Below are 16,081 nucleotides of genomic sequence, written 5' to 3'. Positions count from 1 at the left end.
CCGTTTTTGACATATGTATACGAAGATACCGTTTCATTTGAAAATTCAATCACATTATTAGGATAAGGAACAAAACGAGGATTCCCCTCCACATGATCATGATTTCCATAAGATAAAAACACGGTAATATTATATTGTTGAAGCGTTTCAAAAGCTCGTTTTAATCGAATTTGTGCTTGCAAGCTTTGTTGTTCATTGTCAAACAAATCTCCTACAAGTAATATAAAATCTACTTGATATCGAATCGCCTTATGAACCAAATGTTCCAAAGCTGTAAATGTACTTTTCCGTATTTCTTGAAAGATAGCTTCAGGTGCAGAAGCTAACCCCTTAAATGGACTGTCTAAATGCAAATCAGCCGCATGAATAAACGTAATTTCTTCTGACACATTTCCACCTCCATTTCCTTTACTATTTTAGCAAATTCATTATCAGAATGCACGTTCGTCAATTTGTTAGAATCACTGTCGCTCCCATTCCTAAAAGAATTCCTATCTCGTTCAAAAAACTCTAAGAAAACGTTGGTTTGGTTGACTACTTTTCAACAAATTCTCTTTAAAATTTTTGCTAAAACCCCCTATTCTTCATTCATACTTCCTTTTAGTGCGAAAAAGCTCTGCCTTAAAGCAGAGCTTCGACACATATTGTATTATTCTCAGTAATTTATTTTTCTTTTTTTGATAATGCTAGTGCTTTTTTTAAATCTTTTAGTGAACTAGATCGACCATACAGGAGAACTCCTCCACGGTACACTTTAGCTCCGAGAATCGCTAAAATAATGATGGTTCCAACTAAAAGACCGATAGATAAGGCAATTTCCCAAACAGGAATATCTAACATACCTACACGGAGAAACATAATCATCGGTGTAAAAAATGGAATAAACGAAGTGATTTTAATAAACCCAGCATCTGGTGTAGAAAGGCCACTCATTGCGATAACAAATGCGATAACAATCAAAAATGTCATCGGCATAATGATTTGTTGCGCATCTTCAATTCGACTCACCAACGACCCTAACATGGCTGCAAGTGTCGCATAGAGAAGATAGCCTAAGATAAAAAATACGATAGCATAAATATAAATCGATGTAGAAGCAGAGCCAATCCCAAACTGTGCAAATAGTTCTTTAGTTGCTTCATCTTTGGCAGTAATAAGCGCATAACCAGCACCTAAAAACAGAACTATTTGTGTTAAGCCGACTAATGCAACACCAATAATTTTAGCAAACATATGTGTTACAGGCGGTGCACTGGAAATAAGAATTTCCATTACTCGGGATGACTTTTCCGTTGCTACATCTGTAGCAATCATATTGCCATACATAATAACAGTCATGTATAACAAAAATAACATGATGTATACAATGCCGCGAGCTTGATTCAGTTCTTCTTCCGTTTTAGCTGATTCATCTAAAGCAATGGTATCAAACACTACCGGTTCATTAATCATAGCTAGTGTCGCTGGATCAACACCAGCTTGCTCTGTAGCATACATTATTTTCAGCTGCTGTAGCTGTTGCTCTAATGTCGTTTGTAAACTTGATTCGGAAATACTATTCGCGTAATAAGTTGCTTCTGGCAGTTGCTTTTCATTTTTACTCAAAAGGATAAGCGCTGCATAGTCTTCTTCCTCTACCGCTTGTTTTGCTTTTTCTTCTGTGTCCTCATAAAGCGCAAGTTCTATATCTTCATTGGCTTGTTCCACATTTTCGGCAAGTGGCTTAAATAGTTCATCTGTCTCATCAATAACAGCAATTTGATCTTTTTCCCCATCAGAAAAAACATCGATAATCGTTTTTATATTCGTTAAAGCAAATATAAAGATGAGTGTAATGAGTGTTGTAATGATAAATGATTTCGATTTCACTCTAGTCGTATACGTATGCCCTAAAATAATCCAAAACTTATTCATAGGAAGCACCTACTTTCGCAATAAAAATATCATTGAGAGACGGCTCTTCCAACTCAAATTTTCTTACAAACCCCTTACCTTGTATAGCAGTAAAAATTCCTTGAGACACTGCTTCATTTTCAATTTGTAACTCGCACCCATCCATAACGGATTTATATTTCGTAACACCAGGAAAATCTCTAAGAAAATCAACGGAAAAGTCAGCATAAACACTTAAGTTTTTCTTACCAAAGGAACGTTTTATCTCCCGTAATGACCCTTGAACGACTTGCTTGCCTTTATGTAATATGCATAAATGCTCACAAAGCTCTTCAACATGCTCCATGCGATGAGAAGAAAAAACAATCGATGTCCCTTTTTCTTTTAAATCCACCACTGCTTCTTTTAGCATTTCCACATTTACTGGATCCAGTCCGGAAAAAGGTTCATCTAAAATTAATAGTTTCGGTTTATGGATGACCGCTGAAATAAACTGAATTTTTTGTTGGTTTCCTTTGGATAATTCCTCAACTTTCTTATTTAGATATTCTGGAACTTGAAATCGATCAAGCCAGGATTTTAACTCTTTAATTGCTTCTGTCTTTCCCATTCCTCGAAGCCTCGCTAAATAAGTAAGTTGATCTTTCACAGTTAACTTCGGATAAAGTCCCCTTTCCTCAGGAAGATAGCCAATTAAATGACTCTTTTCATAATTAACTGCCTTTCCCTCCCACGATATGTCTCCAGATGTTTTGTCTAATAATCCTAAAATCATGCGAAATGTTGTCGTTTTCCCAGCACCATTTCCGCCCAAAAACCCATACATTTCTCTTTCAGGTATTTCCAAGGACAGCTGGTCAACAGCAGTATGAGTCCCAAATTTCTTTGTCACTTCTTTTAGTTGTAACATATTTCCTCTCCTCTCTAATCGTATATTTAGGCGTTAATATTCGCCTATTATTGCTAACAGTTTATTTGTTTTCCTAATCGTAATTGTATAGGTGCTTGAACCCGTTGCTTTCCTCAGGGCATGGCTTGATCCTCCTCACTCGCAAAAAACGCCAAGCTCATGCTTTTCCCGCAGGAGTCACCACATTAAGTTCCAAGCGATTGATTACCTGCTCCTACTATTACGGGATATATCAAATCCTTTGACACTTCTGAGATGTACCTAAATATTGATCTTAGGATTATTTGGAACCATTCATTCACTCCTCTAATAGCATATACGTAAAATAACGGCAAAAGATTCACATCATTCTACTTTTGATCTAAAATAAACGGAAGCAACCATAAAAGATCCACAATGTAATTGGAATATAATAGACATTACAATGAGATGCAGATAATAATAATTCAACAGCATCATAACAATATAGGCGATTAAAAGGACAAAAAAAGTAATATTCCAAGACTTCGCTTTTGCTTGGTTCATAATTTCTTTATGTCGTTCATCAAATAAACGTTTTTTTTGACCAATAGTTCGGGTGATAAAATAAACAATCGGAAGTAAAAGCAAATTTCCTACAAGAAATATCCAAATTACAATAGGTTTTTCGAGATATATGTCACTTAACATTCTCATCCCCCTCAAAAATAAAAATATCTTCTATGGTACAGTTAAATGTCTGTGCCAATTTATGAGCCAGTATGAGCGACGGTTTATATTTTCCTTTTTCTAAGGATATGATCGTTTGTCTTGATACTTTCAACTTATGTGATAAATCTTCTTGCGTCATATCAAACTGAATACGTTTTTCACGAATAAGTGTTTTCACTTTTCTCAACCTCATTAGTAAAGCAAACTTTACATTTATTATGGTGTCAAGAGAGACAGATTAGAAAAAAGATTATCATCCCCAATACCTCTCCCATCGTTTTATACTTTCTATGGATAAAATAGAAAGAAGGAGTTTACTTTTCTTTGTCGAATTAACACTATAGAGCCAAAGCACATTACATCAAGGATTTTAGTTAACACTGTTTTGAAATAGAACAGCTAGACCGACCCCTAAGACTTTAACATGTTATAAAGGAGAAAGATACCATGCGACATTATACGTTGACTGTGTTTGATCCGTCTGGAGAAAAGTTGTTAGATGAAACTTTTACAGCTACAAACGATGAAGAAGCGAAAGAAATCGGTACGGCTAAATTAGAAAAGGAAGGTTATTCCGAACATACACACCGTTGTGTTACACCAGATGCTAAACTTCTTTTGTTTCATCGTTGACATATGGAATACTAAAAACGTATCGTCTGTACGAAAATCTATAAAACTACACGAATAAACCGACCTTTTCATTTAACAGTCGGTTTATTCACCTCACCTAAATCCCTTGAAATTCGGGCTTTCGTTTATTTAAGAAAGCTTGTACACCCTCTTCGTGATCTTGTGTGTGTCGTAACTTCCACTGTGCCTCTTTTTCCGCTTCTAAAAAATCAAGAAGCGTTTCTTTTTGGTGTGAATGGTACATCATCTTTGTTTCCACCATAGATAGTATTGGTGTCTGTTTTAATTTATTTGCCAATTGAATAGCATATGGCATCACGCGTTCTGGCGCTAATTCATCGACCAATCCAATTTTTTTAGCGCTGCTAGCATCCATTTGTTGTAAACTCCAAATAAATTGTTTTGCCCTTTGCACTCCAATTCGCTCCTTTAACAGAAAATGCCCCCCTCCATCTGGAGCTAAACCAATGCCAATAAACAACATACCGAGCTTTGCTTCTTGCTGTGCTACAACAAAGTCCGCAGTCAATGCATAACTCAGCCCTAGCCCTACAGCTGACCCTTGAATAGCGCTGATTACTATTTTTGGCATCATAAATAGCTTCAACGTAATCTTACCAATTAAATCCATAATGGATGCAAAATCGTTATAATCTGCTAATTGATTCATCATGGAAATATCTCCACCTGAGCAAAATGCATTTCCTTCACCAGAAAGAATAACAACTTTATCATCATTTGCCTCCACTTTTTCAATCGTCGTTAATAACTCATCTAACATCTCTAAATGAAGCGCATTGTAACGTTCCGGACGATTCAAATGAATATACGAAATTCCTTCCTTACTTTCATAAATAACTGTCGTTCCCATTTCCACTCCCCCTTTGTTTTAACTACATAATAAACTTCATTACTTCCTTTTATTCGGTAAAGGTTTTCATATTCCTGCTTCATTTCTTAGAAAAACTTACCTTATTGTCAACGCTTTATGGGGGAAATAGTAATTTTTCTTACACTAAATGAACAAAGGCGCAAGCGCCTTTGTTGTGGTGTCCTATGCGTTTGCTTCAGGGCCGTAAAGCTCTTCTAAAGGTTTCGTAATAATCCGACTAATATCATTAATTACCATATTAAGCCGTTGTTCCTCTTCCATCAATTTAGAAATTGCTTTATGTTGCTGAACAACTTCAACAACTTGCCTTGCTTTTTCTACTTCTTCTTCCGATATTTCCTGACCTTGCATTTGTTTTTCTTGTAAAGTCATTTGTGTTTCCCGAAAGTTATCAAACATCTGTTTAGCAGATGAGTCGTTCATCACTTCATCATAAGCATGTTTTAAAGCCTTAAACTCTTCACTTTCACGGATTGCTGTTTCTAAATCATATGCACTATCATAAATATTTGGCAAAATTGTTCCTCCTTCGAATCACTTTCTCATTTACTATAACAAACGAAGCCTTTCATGTATACCGTTTGTTTTATAGACAGGCTATTAGGTATTTTATTTTTTAAACTTGTTTTTACTGCTATAATAAAAAAAACAGCTTCTTAAAAAGGGGTTTTCAACATGAACGAACGTCTGAAAAAAATATTTCCTAATCTTATTGTGGAACCAAAAGACGCCTCGCCAACATCAACTGTGTATAAATGGTTTTTATTACAAAATGGTACGAAAGTAGGTATACCTAAACAAGACTTAACAGATAAAGATATACATTTATTAGCAACATTTCTTACCCCTTACCGAGCCGATCTGCCACATCCCACGAAAAAAGAAATACGATGGCAAAGCATTGTCCAACAATCCATTGAACACGTTCCAACTGAGCCATTAACCTCTTACCGATTTGTTTATTTTTCTATGAAGGAAAAACAAATTGAACCGTTGATGTTTAAAGAATCGGTTCAAACATTATTCAATTATGAAATAGCCATTTTATGGAAAAACAGAAATGAAGGGGTATTTATTGAAGAAAAGATGGGAGCTCAGGATGAAAGCATTCCATATGAACAAATCATTGATGTATTAATGAATGACTTATCTGTAAATATACGATTTTTAGTTGGACCTTATTTAAATAGCTATCAACAAGCAAGTGATCAATATATGCATATATTAGCCTACGCGAAAACGGCGTTCAAATATGCACCTAAAGCCGTTTTAAAATATCAAGAAGCATTGCCCTACATATTGTTAGAACAAACGGATGACAAATTTCAACATCACTTGTCTGAAGTGGCTTTACAAGAATTTGCGACCGATAAAGACTTTTTACAAACAATACGTACTTTTTTACAATGTAATTTGAATATTTCCGTTACAGCCAAAAAATTATATATGCACAGAAATAGCTTACAATATCGAATAGATAAATTTATTGAAAAAACTGGAATTGATCTTCGACAATTTCACGAGGCCGTTACTGTCTATTTTGCACTTCTAGCAAACATGCACAAAGACGAATGATATCTTTGTGCATGTTTGCTGTTTTCGATTTCAAAACTTTTATTTATACTTAAGTTAGCTAATCAAACGCTTTCAATTGGAGGAATAGAAATGGCTGAACTACGCTTAGAACATATTCAAAAAGTTTACGACAAAAAAAATATTGCCGTTGATGATTTTAATCTTCATATCCAAGATAAAGAATTTATTGTCTTTGTTGGTCCATCTGGTTGTGGTAAATCAACAACACTTCGTATGATTGCAGGATTAGAAGAAATTTCCGATGGTGACTTCTACATTGACGATAAGAAAATGAATGACGTAGCACCTAAAGATCGAGATATTGCAATGGTATTTCAAAACTATGCGCTATACCCTCATATGAATGTCTATGACAACATGGCATTTGGCTTAAAGCTAAGAAAATTTAAAAAAGATGAAATTGATAAGCGTGTAAAGAACGCTGCAAAAATATTAGGGCTAGAACCTTACCTGGATCGTAAGCCAAAAGCATTGTCCGGGGGACAGAGACAAAGGGTAGCGCTAGGAAGAGCTATCGTTCGTGATGCAAAAGTATTCTTAATGGATGAGCCTTTGTCCAACCTTGATGCAAAACTACGTGTTCAAATGCGTGCCGAAATTCAAAAGCTACATCGTCGCTTGCAAACAACTACTATTTATGTTACACATGATCAAACAGAAGCGATGACAATGGCAACACGACTTGTTGTTATGAAGGACGGAATTATTCAACAAATTGGTGCCCCAAAAGACGTTTATGACAATCCTGATAATGTATTCGTCGGTGGTTTTATCGGATCACCTTCTATGAACTTCTTTACTGGAAAATTATCAGAAACACATTTTGAAATTGGTAATACGAAAATTGCAGTTCCTGAAGGTAAATTAAAACCATTACGTGAACAAGGATATATAAATAAAGATGTTACATTAGGTGTTCGACCTGAAGATATTCATGATGAGCCGGTGTTTATTGAATCATCTCCAGACACAAAAATTACCGCTACCATAGAAGTGGCTGATTTAATGGGTGCTGAAACCTTCCTTTATTCCAAAATTAATGAGCAAGATTTCATCGCTCGCATTGACTCAAGAACAGATATTAATGTCGGCTCCAACATTGATTTAGCACTTGATATGAATAAAGCGCACTTTTTTGATATTGAAACAGAATTGCGTATTCATTAAGAACATAGGCACGGAGCATCCGTTTAGCAACGTAGCGACTGGTGGAACAAATTAACGCCACTAAAACAAAGGCGCAAGCGCCCGACTAGCAACGTAGCGACTGGAACGAATTAACGAAAGTTTTAGGAATCATGCTCCTGCTACAGAAGTATGCTGGTGCTCTTTGGCAAGCCCGTCTTTAGTCGGCCTTCCTATTTAGAACGAACCGATGATGACTTGTCGTAGGGCAATGGAGTGAAGTCGCCTATTTGCTGGGAGCTGAAACCGGACGTCGCTATTCGGTTATTTCGTTATACAAAAGCACCCCATTTTATAATTTCTTATCTTTTAAAAATAGGGAAAAGCTTCTTTTATGAGGCTTTTCCCTTTTTACCATTCATATTTATGCTTTTGGTCCTAATTGTTGTTGTGCTGTTTGCACAAGTCGTTTCGTAATCTCTCCTCCAACTGATCCATTAGCACGAGAAGTAGAATCTGGACCTAAATTCACACCAAATTCTTGAGCAATTTCATACTTCATTTGATCAAGAGCCTGCTGTACACCAGGAACGACTAGCTGATTTGAACTGTTTCTAGCCATATTTATCACCTCCTGTACCTTTAGTGTGAGCAAAATTTCTTTACTTATGATGAAATAGAGTTGGTAAATAATAGGGTTGTTTTTTATAAAGTGGATATGTAATTAGACCCAATAGCTATGTATTTGTTTCGTATAATCTAAAATGCTGTTCTTATACTATAAACTTTTAGACTTTCCTATAGTAGAACAAAGGCGCAAGCGCCCGGTTAGCAACGTAGCGAGTGGAACGAAGCAACTAAAGTTTTAGGAATCACGGTGAGGAACGAACCGATGATGACTTATCGTAGGGCGATTTCGTGAAGTCGCCTAGTTGCTGGGCGCTGGAGCCGGACGTGGCTAAATAACTTAGTAAGTTTATCCACAGCGTGCAAAATTTTTATAATTTCCTAGACTAAAAAAAGCTGTTGCACCATCAGACATCTGTGGTGCAACAGCCGATTTTTCATTTACTTTGGATAAGTCATTTCCTTAGGATTTACATATTGTTCGAACTGTTCTTCGGTAAGTAAGCCTAATTTGACTGCTGTATCTTTCAATGTTGCATTATTTTCAAAAGCAGCTTTGGCTATTTTAGCTGCATTCTCATATCCAATATGTGGATTTAATGCTGTTACTAACATTAAAGAATCTTTTAAGTTTTTGTCAATATTCTCTAAGTTCGGTTCAATTCCTTTTGCACAACGATCATCAAATGATAATATGCTATCTGCCAGAAGCTCACAAGATTGTAAGAAATTATATGCGATTACTGGTTTGAAGACATTTAATTCAAAATTACCTTGACTAGCTGCAATACCAATAGTTGCATCATTTCCCATCACTTGGGTAGCAACCATCGTAACTGCTTCGCTTTGCGTTGGGTTTACTTTGCCTGGCATGATGGAACTTCCTGGTTCATTCGCTGGAATATTAATTTCGCCAATTCCACATCTTGGTCCACTAGCAAGCCAGCGCACATCATTAGCTATTTTCATTAAATCACCAGCCAATGCCTTTAAAGCGCCATGTGCATAAACAGACTCATCATGACTCGTTAAAGCGTGGAATTTATTCGGAGCGGAGATAAAGTTTTTACCGGTAGCGGCATTTATCTGCTTACACACTCGCTCCGAAAATTCTGGATGAGCATTTAAACCTGTACCAACAGCGGTGCCACCAATTGCTAATTCTTTTAAATAAGTAGTACTTTGCTCGATCATCATTTCTGATTTTTCAAGCATGCGGTGCCAGCCGCTAATTTCTTGTCCTAACGTTAGTGGCGTAGCATCTTGCAAGTGAGTCCGGCCAATTTTCACAATATCTTGATAGTTGTCCATCTTTACTTTAAGTGTATCTTTTAATGTACGTAAAGCAGGTAGAACTTTATCCTCCAGCTTCAAAACAAATGCTATATGCATAGCTGTAGGATATGTATCATTGGAACTTTGAGACTTATTCACCTCATCATTAGGATGTAAAGTCCATTCACTTCCTTGTTCTTTCAACCATTTGTTCCCTACATGTGCAATAACTTCATTCACATTCATATTTGATTGTGTACCGCTACCTGTTTGCCATACTACCAAAGGAAAGTGTTCTGTTAATTCCCCTCGAACAATTTGATCTGCAGCTACTTCAATTGCTTCCGCTTTTTTTGGTTCCATAAGACCTAGTTCTTTATTTGCAAGAGCTGCACTTTTTTTTAAAATCGCAAACGCTTTAATTATTTCTAATGGCATTGTCTCTTTACCAATAGGAAAGTTCTGTTTACTTCTTTGTGTTTGCGCTCCCCAATATTTTTCTTTTGGTACATGAATTTCTCCAAGCGTATCTTTTTCTATACGATACTCCATTGTACATATCCTCCCTATGTTAAATACTCCATTTCTATTGTATCAGAAAATAGCTTAAATTTAATTATAAAGCCTGCCTACATTAACAAGGTTTTTAAATTTATTCTGGATATAAAGTGTTGTAAGACTACCACTACAAGATATCTGGGTAAGTAAAAAATAACAATACCTTAATCCCTTTTTTATAAAAGGTCTAAAGGTCATACCTGTTGGTTACAAACAAAGGGTTGGAAATAAAAGAAACCGCGCTGATTACAGGTTTACTTTATACATTTGTTTTTTACACTTATAGGAAAGTATTAAATTAGAAAAACTTGGCTTATCGCCAAGCCCTGATGGCGAAAGGCGTAGTTTTTCTTATACTATAAACCTTTAAACTTTTATACTTTCCTATAGTGGAACAAAGGCGCAAGCGCACGGTTAGCAACGTAGCGAGTGGAACGAATCAACTGAGATAAAGGAATCAGGGTGAGGAACGAACCGATGAATGACTTATCTTAGGACAATGGAGTGAAGTCACCTAGTTGCTGAGCGCTGGAGCCGGACGAGGCTATTTCGTTAAATCCGTATGCCAAAGCAACAAATTTTATATTTTTTCTTATCTTTTAAAAAAACAAAACTTTCTGGTGACAAGCCAAGTTTTTCTATAGGACACAAAATTGTACGGGCTTTTTATTCCCTTCTTTGAAGAATATCTTTTATAATATGTAAAAGATGCCTTCCATAAATTTTATGCACAGTAAGGATATTTGCTTTTGTTAGAGAATACTTTAAAGGAGGATTCAATCGTGCCCAATATTTGGACTCATATTATGTTTTGTGAAGAAATGGCTGATGCGGTAACAAAAACACATCAATTTCCAAGTTACGAACCCATGATGAAATTAGGCGCCCAAGGGCCTGATCCTTTCTTTTATCACCGTTTTTGGCCATGGATGAAAGAAGGAAAAGCTCAAGAAATAGGCTTAGCATTACATGAAACAAAATGTGGGCCATTTTTACTTGATTTAATACACACAGCTAAAAGAAAGGATAACCAAGTAAAAGCTTATGTATTTGGCTTTATTACACATCATATATTGGATCGCAATACACATCCATACATTCATTACTACGCAGGTTATGAAGGGAATAAACACCAAAAATTAGAAATCATTATTGATACGTTGATGCTGCATAAGTTCAACAACTTAAAGACATGGAAAACGCCGGTTTATAAAGAAATTGACGTTGGAAGAAAATTAGATAAACAAATTGTTCACTTACTTTATCAAATAATTAATAAACACTATCCAGAATTAAAAGCAACTCCATTCTATATTCAAAAATCATATAAAGATATGAAATTAGCCTTAAAAATATTATCAGATCCATATGGGTGGAAGAACCGTCTTCTCCCTTCCCTTATTTCATCCTATTCTCATCAACAACCAGTGGAAAATAAGAAGGATTATTTAAATGAGCAAAAAAATACTTGGTATCACCCCGCAACAAGAGAACCAAGCAACAAAAGCTTTATTGAACTATATCAACAGGCAAAAGCAGAAGGGGTAAAAATTTTAACTACTGTTCATAGTTATTGGAAAGAACAACATGATGAGCTGTATCATGAGTTAGCTCTTCAAATTGGCAATATATCTTATGATACAGGCAAGAGTCTTGCGCTAAAACTAGCCAACCAATATGCTGATCCAATCGTATAGGTACATATCATGCACTTTGCATGTAACTATTTTAGTAAACCCCAGCTTCTGAAGCGGGGTTTTGCCTTGCAGCGTCCGCAATACCTTTTTCTATATTCACAAACCTTAATAAAAGGATACCGCCAATGAAAAAGACGAGTAAAGAGATAATTCCATAACGGCTTGATCCTAAAAGCTGCCCCACAAGTCCAAATAAGAACGGCCCAAAAATAGCAGCAAACTTAGAGGAAATACCGTAAAAACCAAAAAACTCAGCGTGCTTATGTTCCGGGACCATACGACCATAAATCGATCTACTTAATGACTGTGCTCCCCCTTGTACAACCCCTACACAAATAGCAAGCAAATAAAAATGCAAAGCTGATGTCATGAAATATCCAAGTAATACGATACCTGTATATGCATATAAAGAAATCAACAAGGCTTTTTTTGCAGTTATTTTACTCGCAAGCCACCCAAAGAAAAAAGTACAAGGAATGCCTATAAATTGAGTAATTAATAAAGCTACAATTAAACTGTTTCCATCTATTCCAATGTCTCTTCCATAAATGGTAGCCATTTTTATAATAGTAGAGATGCCATCATTATACATCCAGAAAGCTAATAAAAAGATTAATAATTGCTTGTATTGTTTTATATCTTTAAATGTAGTAACAACTCTAGAAAAACCAATAGCTACATACGATTTATCCCTTTTTACAACTTGTTTCTTTTCTTCGTGAATATTACGAAAAAGTGGAAGTGAAAATAAAAACCACCATATTCCGACGGTTACAAAAGCTAGCTGACTCGCCGCTGTAGCATTTGCAATTCCAAACCAATCAAACTTTAAAATCATTAGTATGTTAATCGCTAAGAGCACTCCGCCACCTATATATCCCCAAGCAAAACCTGCAGCAGACACTTTGTCCATATCGCCTTCTTTGGCGATTTCAGGTAAAAATGCATCGTAAAAAACATTCCCCCCTGAAAACCCAATCGTTCCAATAATGAGTAGTATAGATGCAAATATGTAGTCTCCTTCACCAACGAAAGCAAGTAAAATGCTAGCGATCATTCCCATATATGCAAAAAACTGCAAAAAACGCTTTTTCGCAGCTGAATAATCACTAATTGCCCCTAAGATTGGTGCTAAAATAGCTACGATTAACACAGCAATAGATTGAGAATACCCCCAAAAGCTAGCCGCTAAATCTTGATTTGCACCAACTGCTGCGACATCATAATAAAAAACCGGTAAAACCGCCGCCATAACCGTTGTTGCAAAAGCAGAATTACCAAAATCGTAAAGCACCCAACTAAGGGTGGTCTTTTTCTTCATTTTGCTTCAACCTCCTTTTCAATTAGCATAACAAAAGTACGAATGAAAACGTCGGTTATTTACAAAAATTTAACACTTCTATCCAAAGTAACATCTCCTTTCAGGTTATAGATATATTTTTCTTGTTCTTATGCAGGACTTTATTTTTATTGTAAACCATGTTTTAATACATGAACAGTTATATTTATACAATATTCTAATGATTTTGTTTTTACTCATATTTTAACAATGACGTATTATAAATGGAAATTTTTTGTACGATTCGATTTTTTGCTATTGACCTTAGAGTAACTCTAGGGTATATACTATAAGCCAAAGACGTACGATAATACGACAAATTGTAAACAGACAACGGAATAACACATCTACGAGGAGGTCCAAGATGAAAGATACATACTCTATTGGCGAAGTAGCAAAACTGCTTCAAATCTCGATTCATACCATTCACTATTATGAAAAAGTTGGTTTACTTCCTAAAATAGATCGATTAGAAAATGGTTACCGTTATTTTGATACAGAATCAATATTACGCTTAAAAGGTATTGTTTTGCTTAGAGCGTGCGGAATGTCCATAGATAATATCTTGAAAATTCATCAAGATAATTCTATTGAAAATAATCTTGATTTAATGCTAGATACATCTAAAATGCTGGAAAGTCATATTACGGAGCTTCAAAATATAAAAAGAGAGCTGGATGAAGCAATTATTGCCTCAAAAAATTTCCATACTAAAGCTAGCTCTTCGATTGTAATGGAAAAAATTACAGGGTGGTTTAACCCTTACTTTAACAATGAAATTTCTCTAACTGATTTTTTAGAGGATGACGATACAGCTTGGCTTCTCCAAGATGAAGAATTTGTTATGGGAAAAATAAACGCATTACAAGAATCGGAAGACTCCCTTTCACTGGAAGATCAGTTATATTTATGCTGTTACTTTTCATTTAATAATGAAGAAGCAATCGAACAATCCTTAAAAAAGTTGCTCGCTTATGCGGCAAATAAAAAGTATAATACGAAAGATTATGCTCTTTTGACGGTATTGTCGAAACCATCCATTTCCCTAGGGCACCATTTAGCAGGACGCCTTATGCTGGCATTACACAATTAAATTATTAAAGGAGACTATAAAATGTATACGATTAAAAAAGGGTTTGAGGAATCCAATAGACAAAGAGCAGCAAAATTATATAGCGAAGCTTTTGAGCGAAAATTTTCCAAAGTCGTGGGTAATAGAGAGGTTATTGAAGGTCTACTTGAACAATGTATGGATTCTCAGTTTTGTTTTGGTGCCTACAACGAAAACAACCAATTGGTAGGACTAATGGGGTTTCACATTGACAATCAAGCTTTGATAAAATTAAAGATTTCTAGCTTCATTAAAACATTTGGTGCTATTCGAGGGATCTATAAAGCATCTTTATTACAATTGCTTTTTAATCACAAATCGGACAATGCCAAACAATTACTAATGAACGGTGTTGCTATTGAGTCTACTTATCGTGGCAGAGGCATCGGTAGTCAACTTTTCGAAGCGTTATTCACCTTTGTAAAATCAGAAGGGTATGAAAGTATAAAATTGCACGTTATTGATGAAAACCCACGGGCTAAAGCACTCTACGAACGGCTTGGATTTGTACAAAAAAAACACGAAAAAATGCCTCGATGGGCGGCAGATTTATTTGGTGTAAGCGGATTTTCAGCAATGGTATTACCAATACGCGAAAAGGAAAAGAAATGAACATTCGTGCAAAACTTACATTAGGCGTAGGTATTGGCGTAATTTTAATTGTTGTTTTCCTTATTTCTCGGTTTAATGAATTCGAGATTCAATCCCAACAGGAAGTTCCTATGAAGTTCCAAGCTTCTGGAGTAAAGTTATCCGGGTCGTTATATTTACCTAAGTCCCCCCCACCATATGATGTTGCTGTGTTTATACATGGAGACGGACCACAAAATCGGACTTCAAATGGGGACTATGCATTTATAATGAACGCTTTATTAAAAAACAATATTGCTTGTTTCTCTTTTGATAAAGCAGGGATAGGAGACTCTGAAGGCGATTGGCTCTCTCAAACTATGGAAGATAGGGCAAAGGAAATTGAATCTGCTATGCAAATGCTTCGAAAAGAAACGCAAGTTAATACCATTGGCGTTATAGGGTTTTCGCAAGGCGGATGGGTAACATCTGAACTCGCAAAAGATAAAACGAAAATGGATTTCATGGTCGTTATTGGTGGAGCTATCGATTGGATGGAGCAACACATTTACTATGAAAGTCATATCGCCAATCAAAAAGGATTTACTAAACAGGAAAAGCTGGCATATTTAAAGGATATTAGAAAATTAGATACTTTAATTGCACAAAACGCGTATGAAGACTACGTGAATTTTGTAAACCAAATGGCTTATGGAAAACCTATGTCAAAAGAGCGTTTTCAATTTGCTTATCTTAACCACGAGGCAAACGCAACGGATGGTATAAAAGATATTCAAGTACCTTTTCTTGGATTATTCGGTGAAAACGACTTAAATGTGGACGCACAAGAGAGTTATAACACATATAAAGCGATTTTCAATGATATGGGCAAGACAAATTATGAATTGGTGATGCTACCGAATGCTACTCACGAACTTTTAGATGCTAAATATAATACACAACGGGAAGACTTGACACGTGACGCTCTTTTATGGGGAGATCGGATTTATGCGGATGGGGCGCTGTTTACGTTAGTAGATTGGATCCAAAAGACCGTAGATTAACATTCAAAAGAAGGGCATATTCAACGTTTAATTTACCTTTCCATTCATATCTGATAAAAATCACCAAAAAAGCCGCCCTACCAAACTGGCAAGGCAGCTAC

General features: G+C 35.8%; 17 protein-coding genes. 7 read left to right on the top strand and 10 right to left on the bottom strand.

Translation table 11 applies throughout. The annotated features are described in order from the left end of the window. The 5 genes from HLX49_RS07335 to HLX49_RS07315 all read right to left on the bottom strand — a co-directional run. Positions 1-389, bottom strand: a 389-nt coding sequence (locus HLX49_RS07335; protein ID WP_296361099.1) for a metallophosphoesterase family protein, incomplete at its 3' end; no start/stop codon positions are given. 274 nt (positions 390-663) lie between these two features. Then, positions 664-1,914 (bottom strand): ABC transporter permease, encoded by a 1,251-nt coding sequence (locus tag HLX49_RS07330; RefSeq protein WP_077703020.1) that lies wholly within the window; start codon positions 1,912-1,914, stop codon positions 664-666. Further along, the gene (locus tag HLX49_RS07325; protein WP_077703019.1) at positions 1,907-2,803 is read right to left on the bottom strand and encodes an ABC transporter ATP-binding protein; all 897 of its coding nucleotides are present in this window, start codon (positions 2,801-2,803) and stop codon (positions 1,907-1,909) included. Before HLX49_RS07325 ends, HLX49_RS07330 begins: the two co-directional genes overlap by 8 nt. A gap of 345 nt (positions 2,804-3,148) precedes the next feature. Further along, on the bottom strand, positions 3,149-3,472 hold the full coding sequence (locus HLX49_RS07320; protein ID WP_296361098.1) for a DUF2178 domain-containing protein: 324 nt from the start codon (positions 3,470-3,472) through the stop codon (positions 3,149-3,151). Then, the gene (locus HLX49_RS07315; protein ID WP_077703017.1) at positions 3,462-3,671 is read right to left on the bottom strand and encodes a helix-turn-helix transcriptional regulator; all 210 of its coding nucleotides are present in this window, start codon (positions 3,669-3,671) and stop codon (positions 3,462-3,464) included. The genes HLX49_RS07320 and HLX49_RS07315 overlap by 11 nt, the downstream gene beginning before the upstream one ends. Positions 3,672-3,940: 269 nt before the next feature. On the opposite strand from HLX49_RS07315, the gene HLX49_RS07310 reads away from it, so the two are divergent. Beyond that, complete coding sequence (locus HLX49_RS07310) at positions 3,941-4,126, top strand: YhzD family protein (RefSeq protein WP_077703016.1); 186 nt, start codon at positions 3,941-3,943, stop codon at positions 4,124-4,126. A gap of 97 nt (positions 4,127-4,223) precedes the next feature. Here the strand turns inward: HLX49_RS07310 and HLX49_RS07305 are convergent, their stop codons facing one another. Further along, the gene (locus HLX49_RS07305; RefSeq protein ID WP_296361097.1) at positions 4,224-4,997 is read right to left on the bottom strand and encodes an enoyl-CoA hydratase-related protein; all 774 of its coding nucleotides are present in this window, start codon (positions 4,995-4,997) and stop codon (positions 4,224-4,226) included. 183 nt (positions 4,998-5,180) lie between these two features. Next, positions 5,181-5,534, bottom strand: coding sequence for a YlbF/YmcA family competence regulator (locus HLX49_RS07300; protein ID WP_077703014.1), 354 nt, complete (start codon positions 5,532-5,534; stop codon positions 5,181-5,183). Between the two features lie 159 nt (positions 5,535-5,693). Here HLX49_RS07300 and HLX49_RS07295 point away from each other — a divergent pair, with 159 nt between their 5' ends. Beyond that, positions 5,694-6,593, top strand: a complete 900-nt coding sequence (locus tag HLX49_RS07295; protein WP_077703013.1) for a PucR family transcriptional regulator — start codon at positions 5,694-5,696, stop codon at positions 6,591-6,593. Positions 6,594-6,683: 90 nt separating this feature from the next. Beyond that, positions 6,684-7,781 carry an ABC transporter ATP-binding protein gene (locus tag HLX49_RS07290; RefSeq protein WP_077703012.1) on the top strand — a complete coding sequence of 366 codons (1,098 nt, stop codon included), beginning with the start codon at positions 6,684-6,686 and terminating at the stop codon, positions 7,779-7,781. Between the two features lie 382 nt (positions 7,782-8,163). Here the strand turns inward: HLX49_RS07290 and HLX49_RS07285 are convergent, their stop codons facing one another. Both HLX49_RS07285 and fumC read right to left on the bottom strand, forming a co-directional pair. Continuing rightward, positions 8,164-8,361: an alpha/beta-type small acid-soluble spore protein gene (locus HLX49_RS07285; RefSeq protein WP_073006037.1), complete on the bottom strand. Its 198-nt coding sequence runs from the start codon at positions 8,359-8,361 to the stop codon at positions 8,164-8,166. A gap of 446 nt (positions 8,362-8,807) precedes the next feature. Further along, a complete protein-coding gene (fumC, locus tag HLX49_RS07280) occupies positions 8,808-10,193 on the bottom strand; it encodes a class II fumarate hydratase (protein WP_077703011.1) in 1,386 nt (461 codons plus the stop codon). A 788-nt stretch (positions 10,194-10,981) separates the two neighbouring features. Between fumC and HLX49_RS07275 the strand changes: the two genes are divergently transcribed. Then, positions 10,982-11,896 carry a zinc dependent phospholipase C family protein gene (locus tag HLX49_RS07275; RefSeq protein ID WP_077703010.1) on the top strand — a complete coding sequence of 305 codons (915 nt, stop codon included), beginning with the start codon at positions 10,982-10,984 and terminating at the stop codon, positions 11,894-11,896. Between the two features lie 31 nt (positions 11,897-11,927). On the opposite strand, the gene HLX49_RS07270 is transcribed toward HLX49_RS07275, so the two are convergent. Beyond that, on the bottom strand, positions 11,928-13,217 hold the full coding sequence (locus tag HLX49_RS07270) for an MFS transporter (RefSeq protein WP_296361096.1): 1,290 nt from the start codon (positions 13,215-13,217) through the stop codon (positions 11,928-11,930). 382 nt (positions 13,218-13,599) lie between these two features. Between HLX49_RS07270 and HLX49_RS07265 the strand changes: the two genes are divergently transcribed. From HLX49_RS07265 to HLX49_RS07255, 3 genes are read left to right on the top strand one after another with little or no spacing between them, the layout of a single operon-like run. Beyond that, positions 13,600-14,328, top strand: a complete 729-nt coding sequence (locus tag HLX49_RS07265; RefSeq protein ID WP_077703008.1) for a MerR family transcriptional regulator — start codon at positions 13,600-13,602, stop codon at positions 14,326-14,328. 21 nt (positions 14,329-14,349) lie between these two features. After that, the gene (locus HLX49_RS07260) at positions 14,350-14,958 is read left to right on the top strand and encodes a GNAT family N-acetyltransferase (protein WP_296361095.1); all 609 of its coding nucleotides are present in this window, start codon (positions 14,350-14,352) and stop codon (positions 14,956-14,958) included. After that, a complete protein-coding gene (locus HLX49_RS07255; protein ID WP_296361094.1) occupies positions 14,955-15,980 on the top strand; it encodes an alpha/beta hydrolase family protein in 1,026 nt (341 codons plus the stop codon). The genes HLX49_RS07260 and HLX49_RS07255 overlap by 4 nt, the downstream gene beginning before the upstream one ends. The last annotated feature ends 101 nt before the right edge of the window (positions 15,981-16,081 follow it).

It is taken from the genome of Virgibacillus sp. (genome assembly GCF_013393565.1).
GTDB lineage: Bacteria > Bacillota > Bacilli > Bacillales > Amphibacillaceae > Virgibacillus > Virgibacillus dokdonensis.
This window is presented reverse-complemented; position numbering and strand designations above follow the sequence as displayed.

Coding starts and splice junctions, on each gene's coding strand:
- HLX49_RS07330 (WP_077703020.1), bottom strand. CDS start 1,914: ATGAATAAGTTTTGGATTATTTTAGGGCATACGTATACGACTAGAGTG.
- HLX49_RS07325 (WP_077703019.1), bottom strand. CDS start 2,803: ATGTTACAACTAAAAGAAGTGACAAAGAAATTTGGGACTCATACTGCT.
- HLX49_RS07320 (WP_296361098.1), bottom strand. CDS start 3,472: ATGTTAAGTGACATATATCTCGAAAAACCTATTGTAATTTGGATATTT.
- HLX49_RS07310 (WP_077703016.1), top strand. CDS start 3,941: ATGCGACATTATACGTTGACTGTGTTTGATCCGTCTGGAGAAAAGTTG.
- HLX49_RS07305 (WP_296361097.1), bottom strand. CDS start 4,997: ATGGGAACGACAGTTATTTATGAAAGTAAGGAAGGAATTTCGTATATT.
- HLX49_RS07295 (WP_077703013.1), top strand. CDS start 5,694: ATGAACGAACGTCTGAAAAAAATATTTCCTAATCTTATTGTGGAACCA.
- HLX49_RS07290 (WP_077703012.1), top strand. CDS start 6,684: ATGGCTGAACTACGCTTAGAACATATTCAAAAAGTTTACGACAAAAAA.
- HLX49_RS07285 (WP_073006037.1), bottom strand. CDS start 8,361: ATGGCTAGAAACAGTTCAAATCAGCTAGTCGTTCCTGGTGTACAGCAG.
- fumC (WP_077703011.1), bottom strand. CDS start 10,193: ATGGAGTATCGTATAGAAAAAGATACGCTTGGAGAAATTCATGTACCA.
- HLX49_RS07270 (WP_296361096.1), bottom strand. CDS start 13,217: ATGAAGAAAAAGACCACCCTTAGTTGGGTGCTTTACGATTTTGGTAAT.
- HLX49_RS07265 (WP_077703008.1), top strand. CDS start 13,600: ATGAAAGATACATACTCTATTGGCGAAGTAGCAAAACTGCTTCAAATC.
- HLX49_RS07260 (WP_296361095.1), top strand. CDS start 14,350: ATGTATACGATTAAAAAAGGGTTTGAGGAATCCAATAGACAAAGAGCA.
- HLX49_RS07255 (WP_296361094.1), top strand. CDS start 14,955: ATGAACATTCGTGCAAAACTTACATTAGGCGTAGGTATTGGCGTAATT.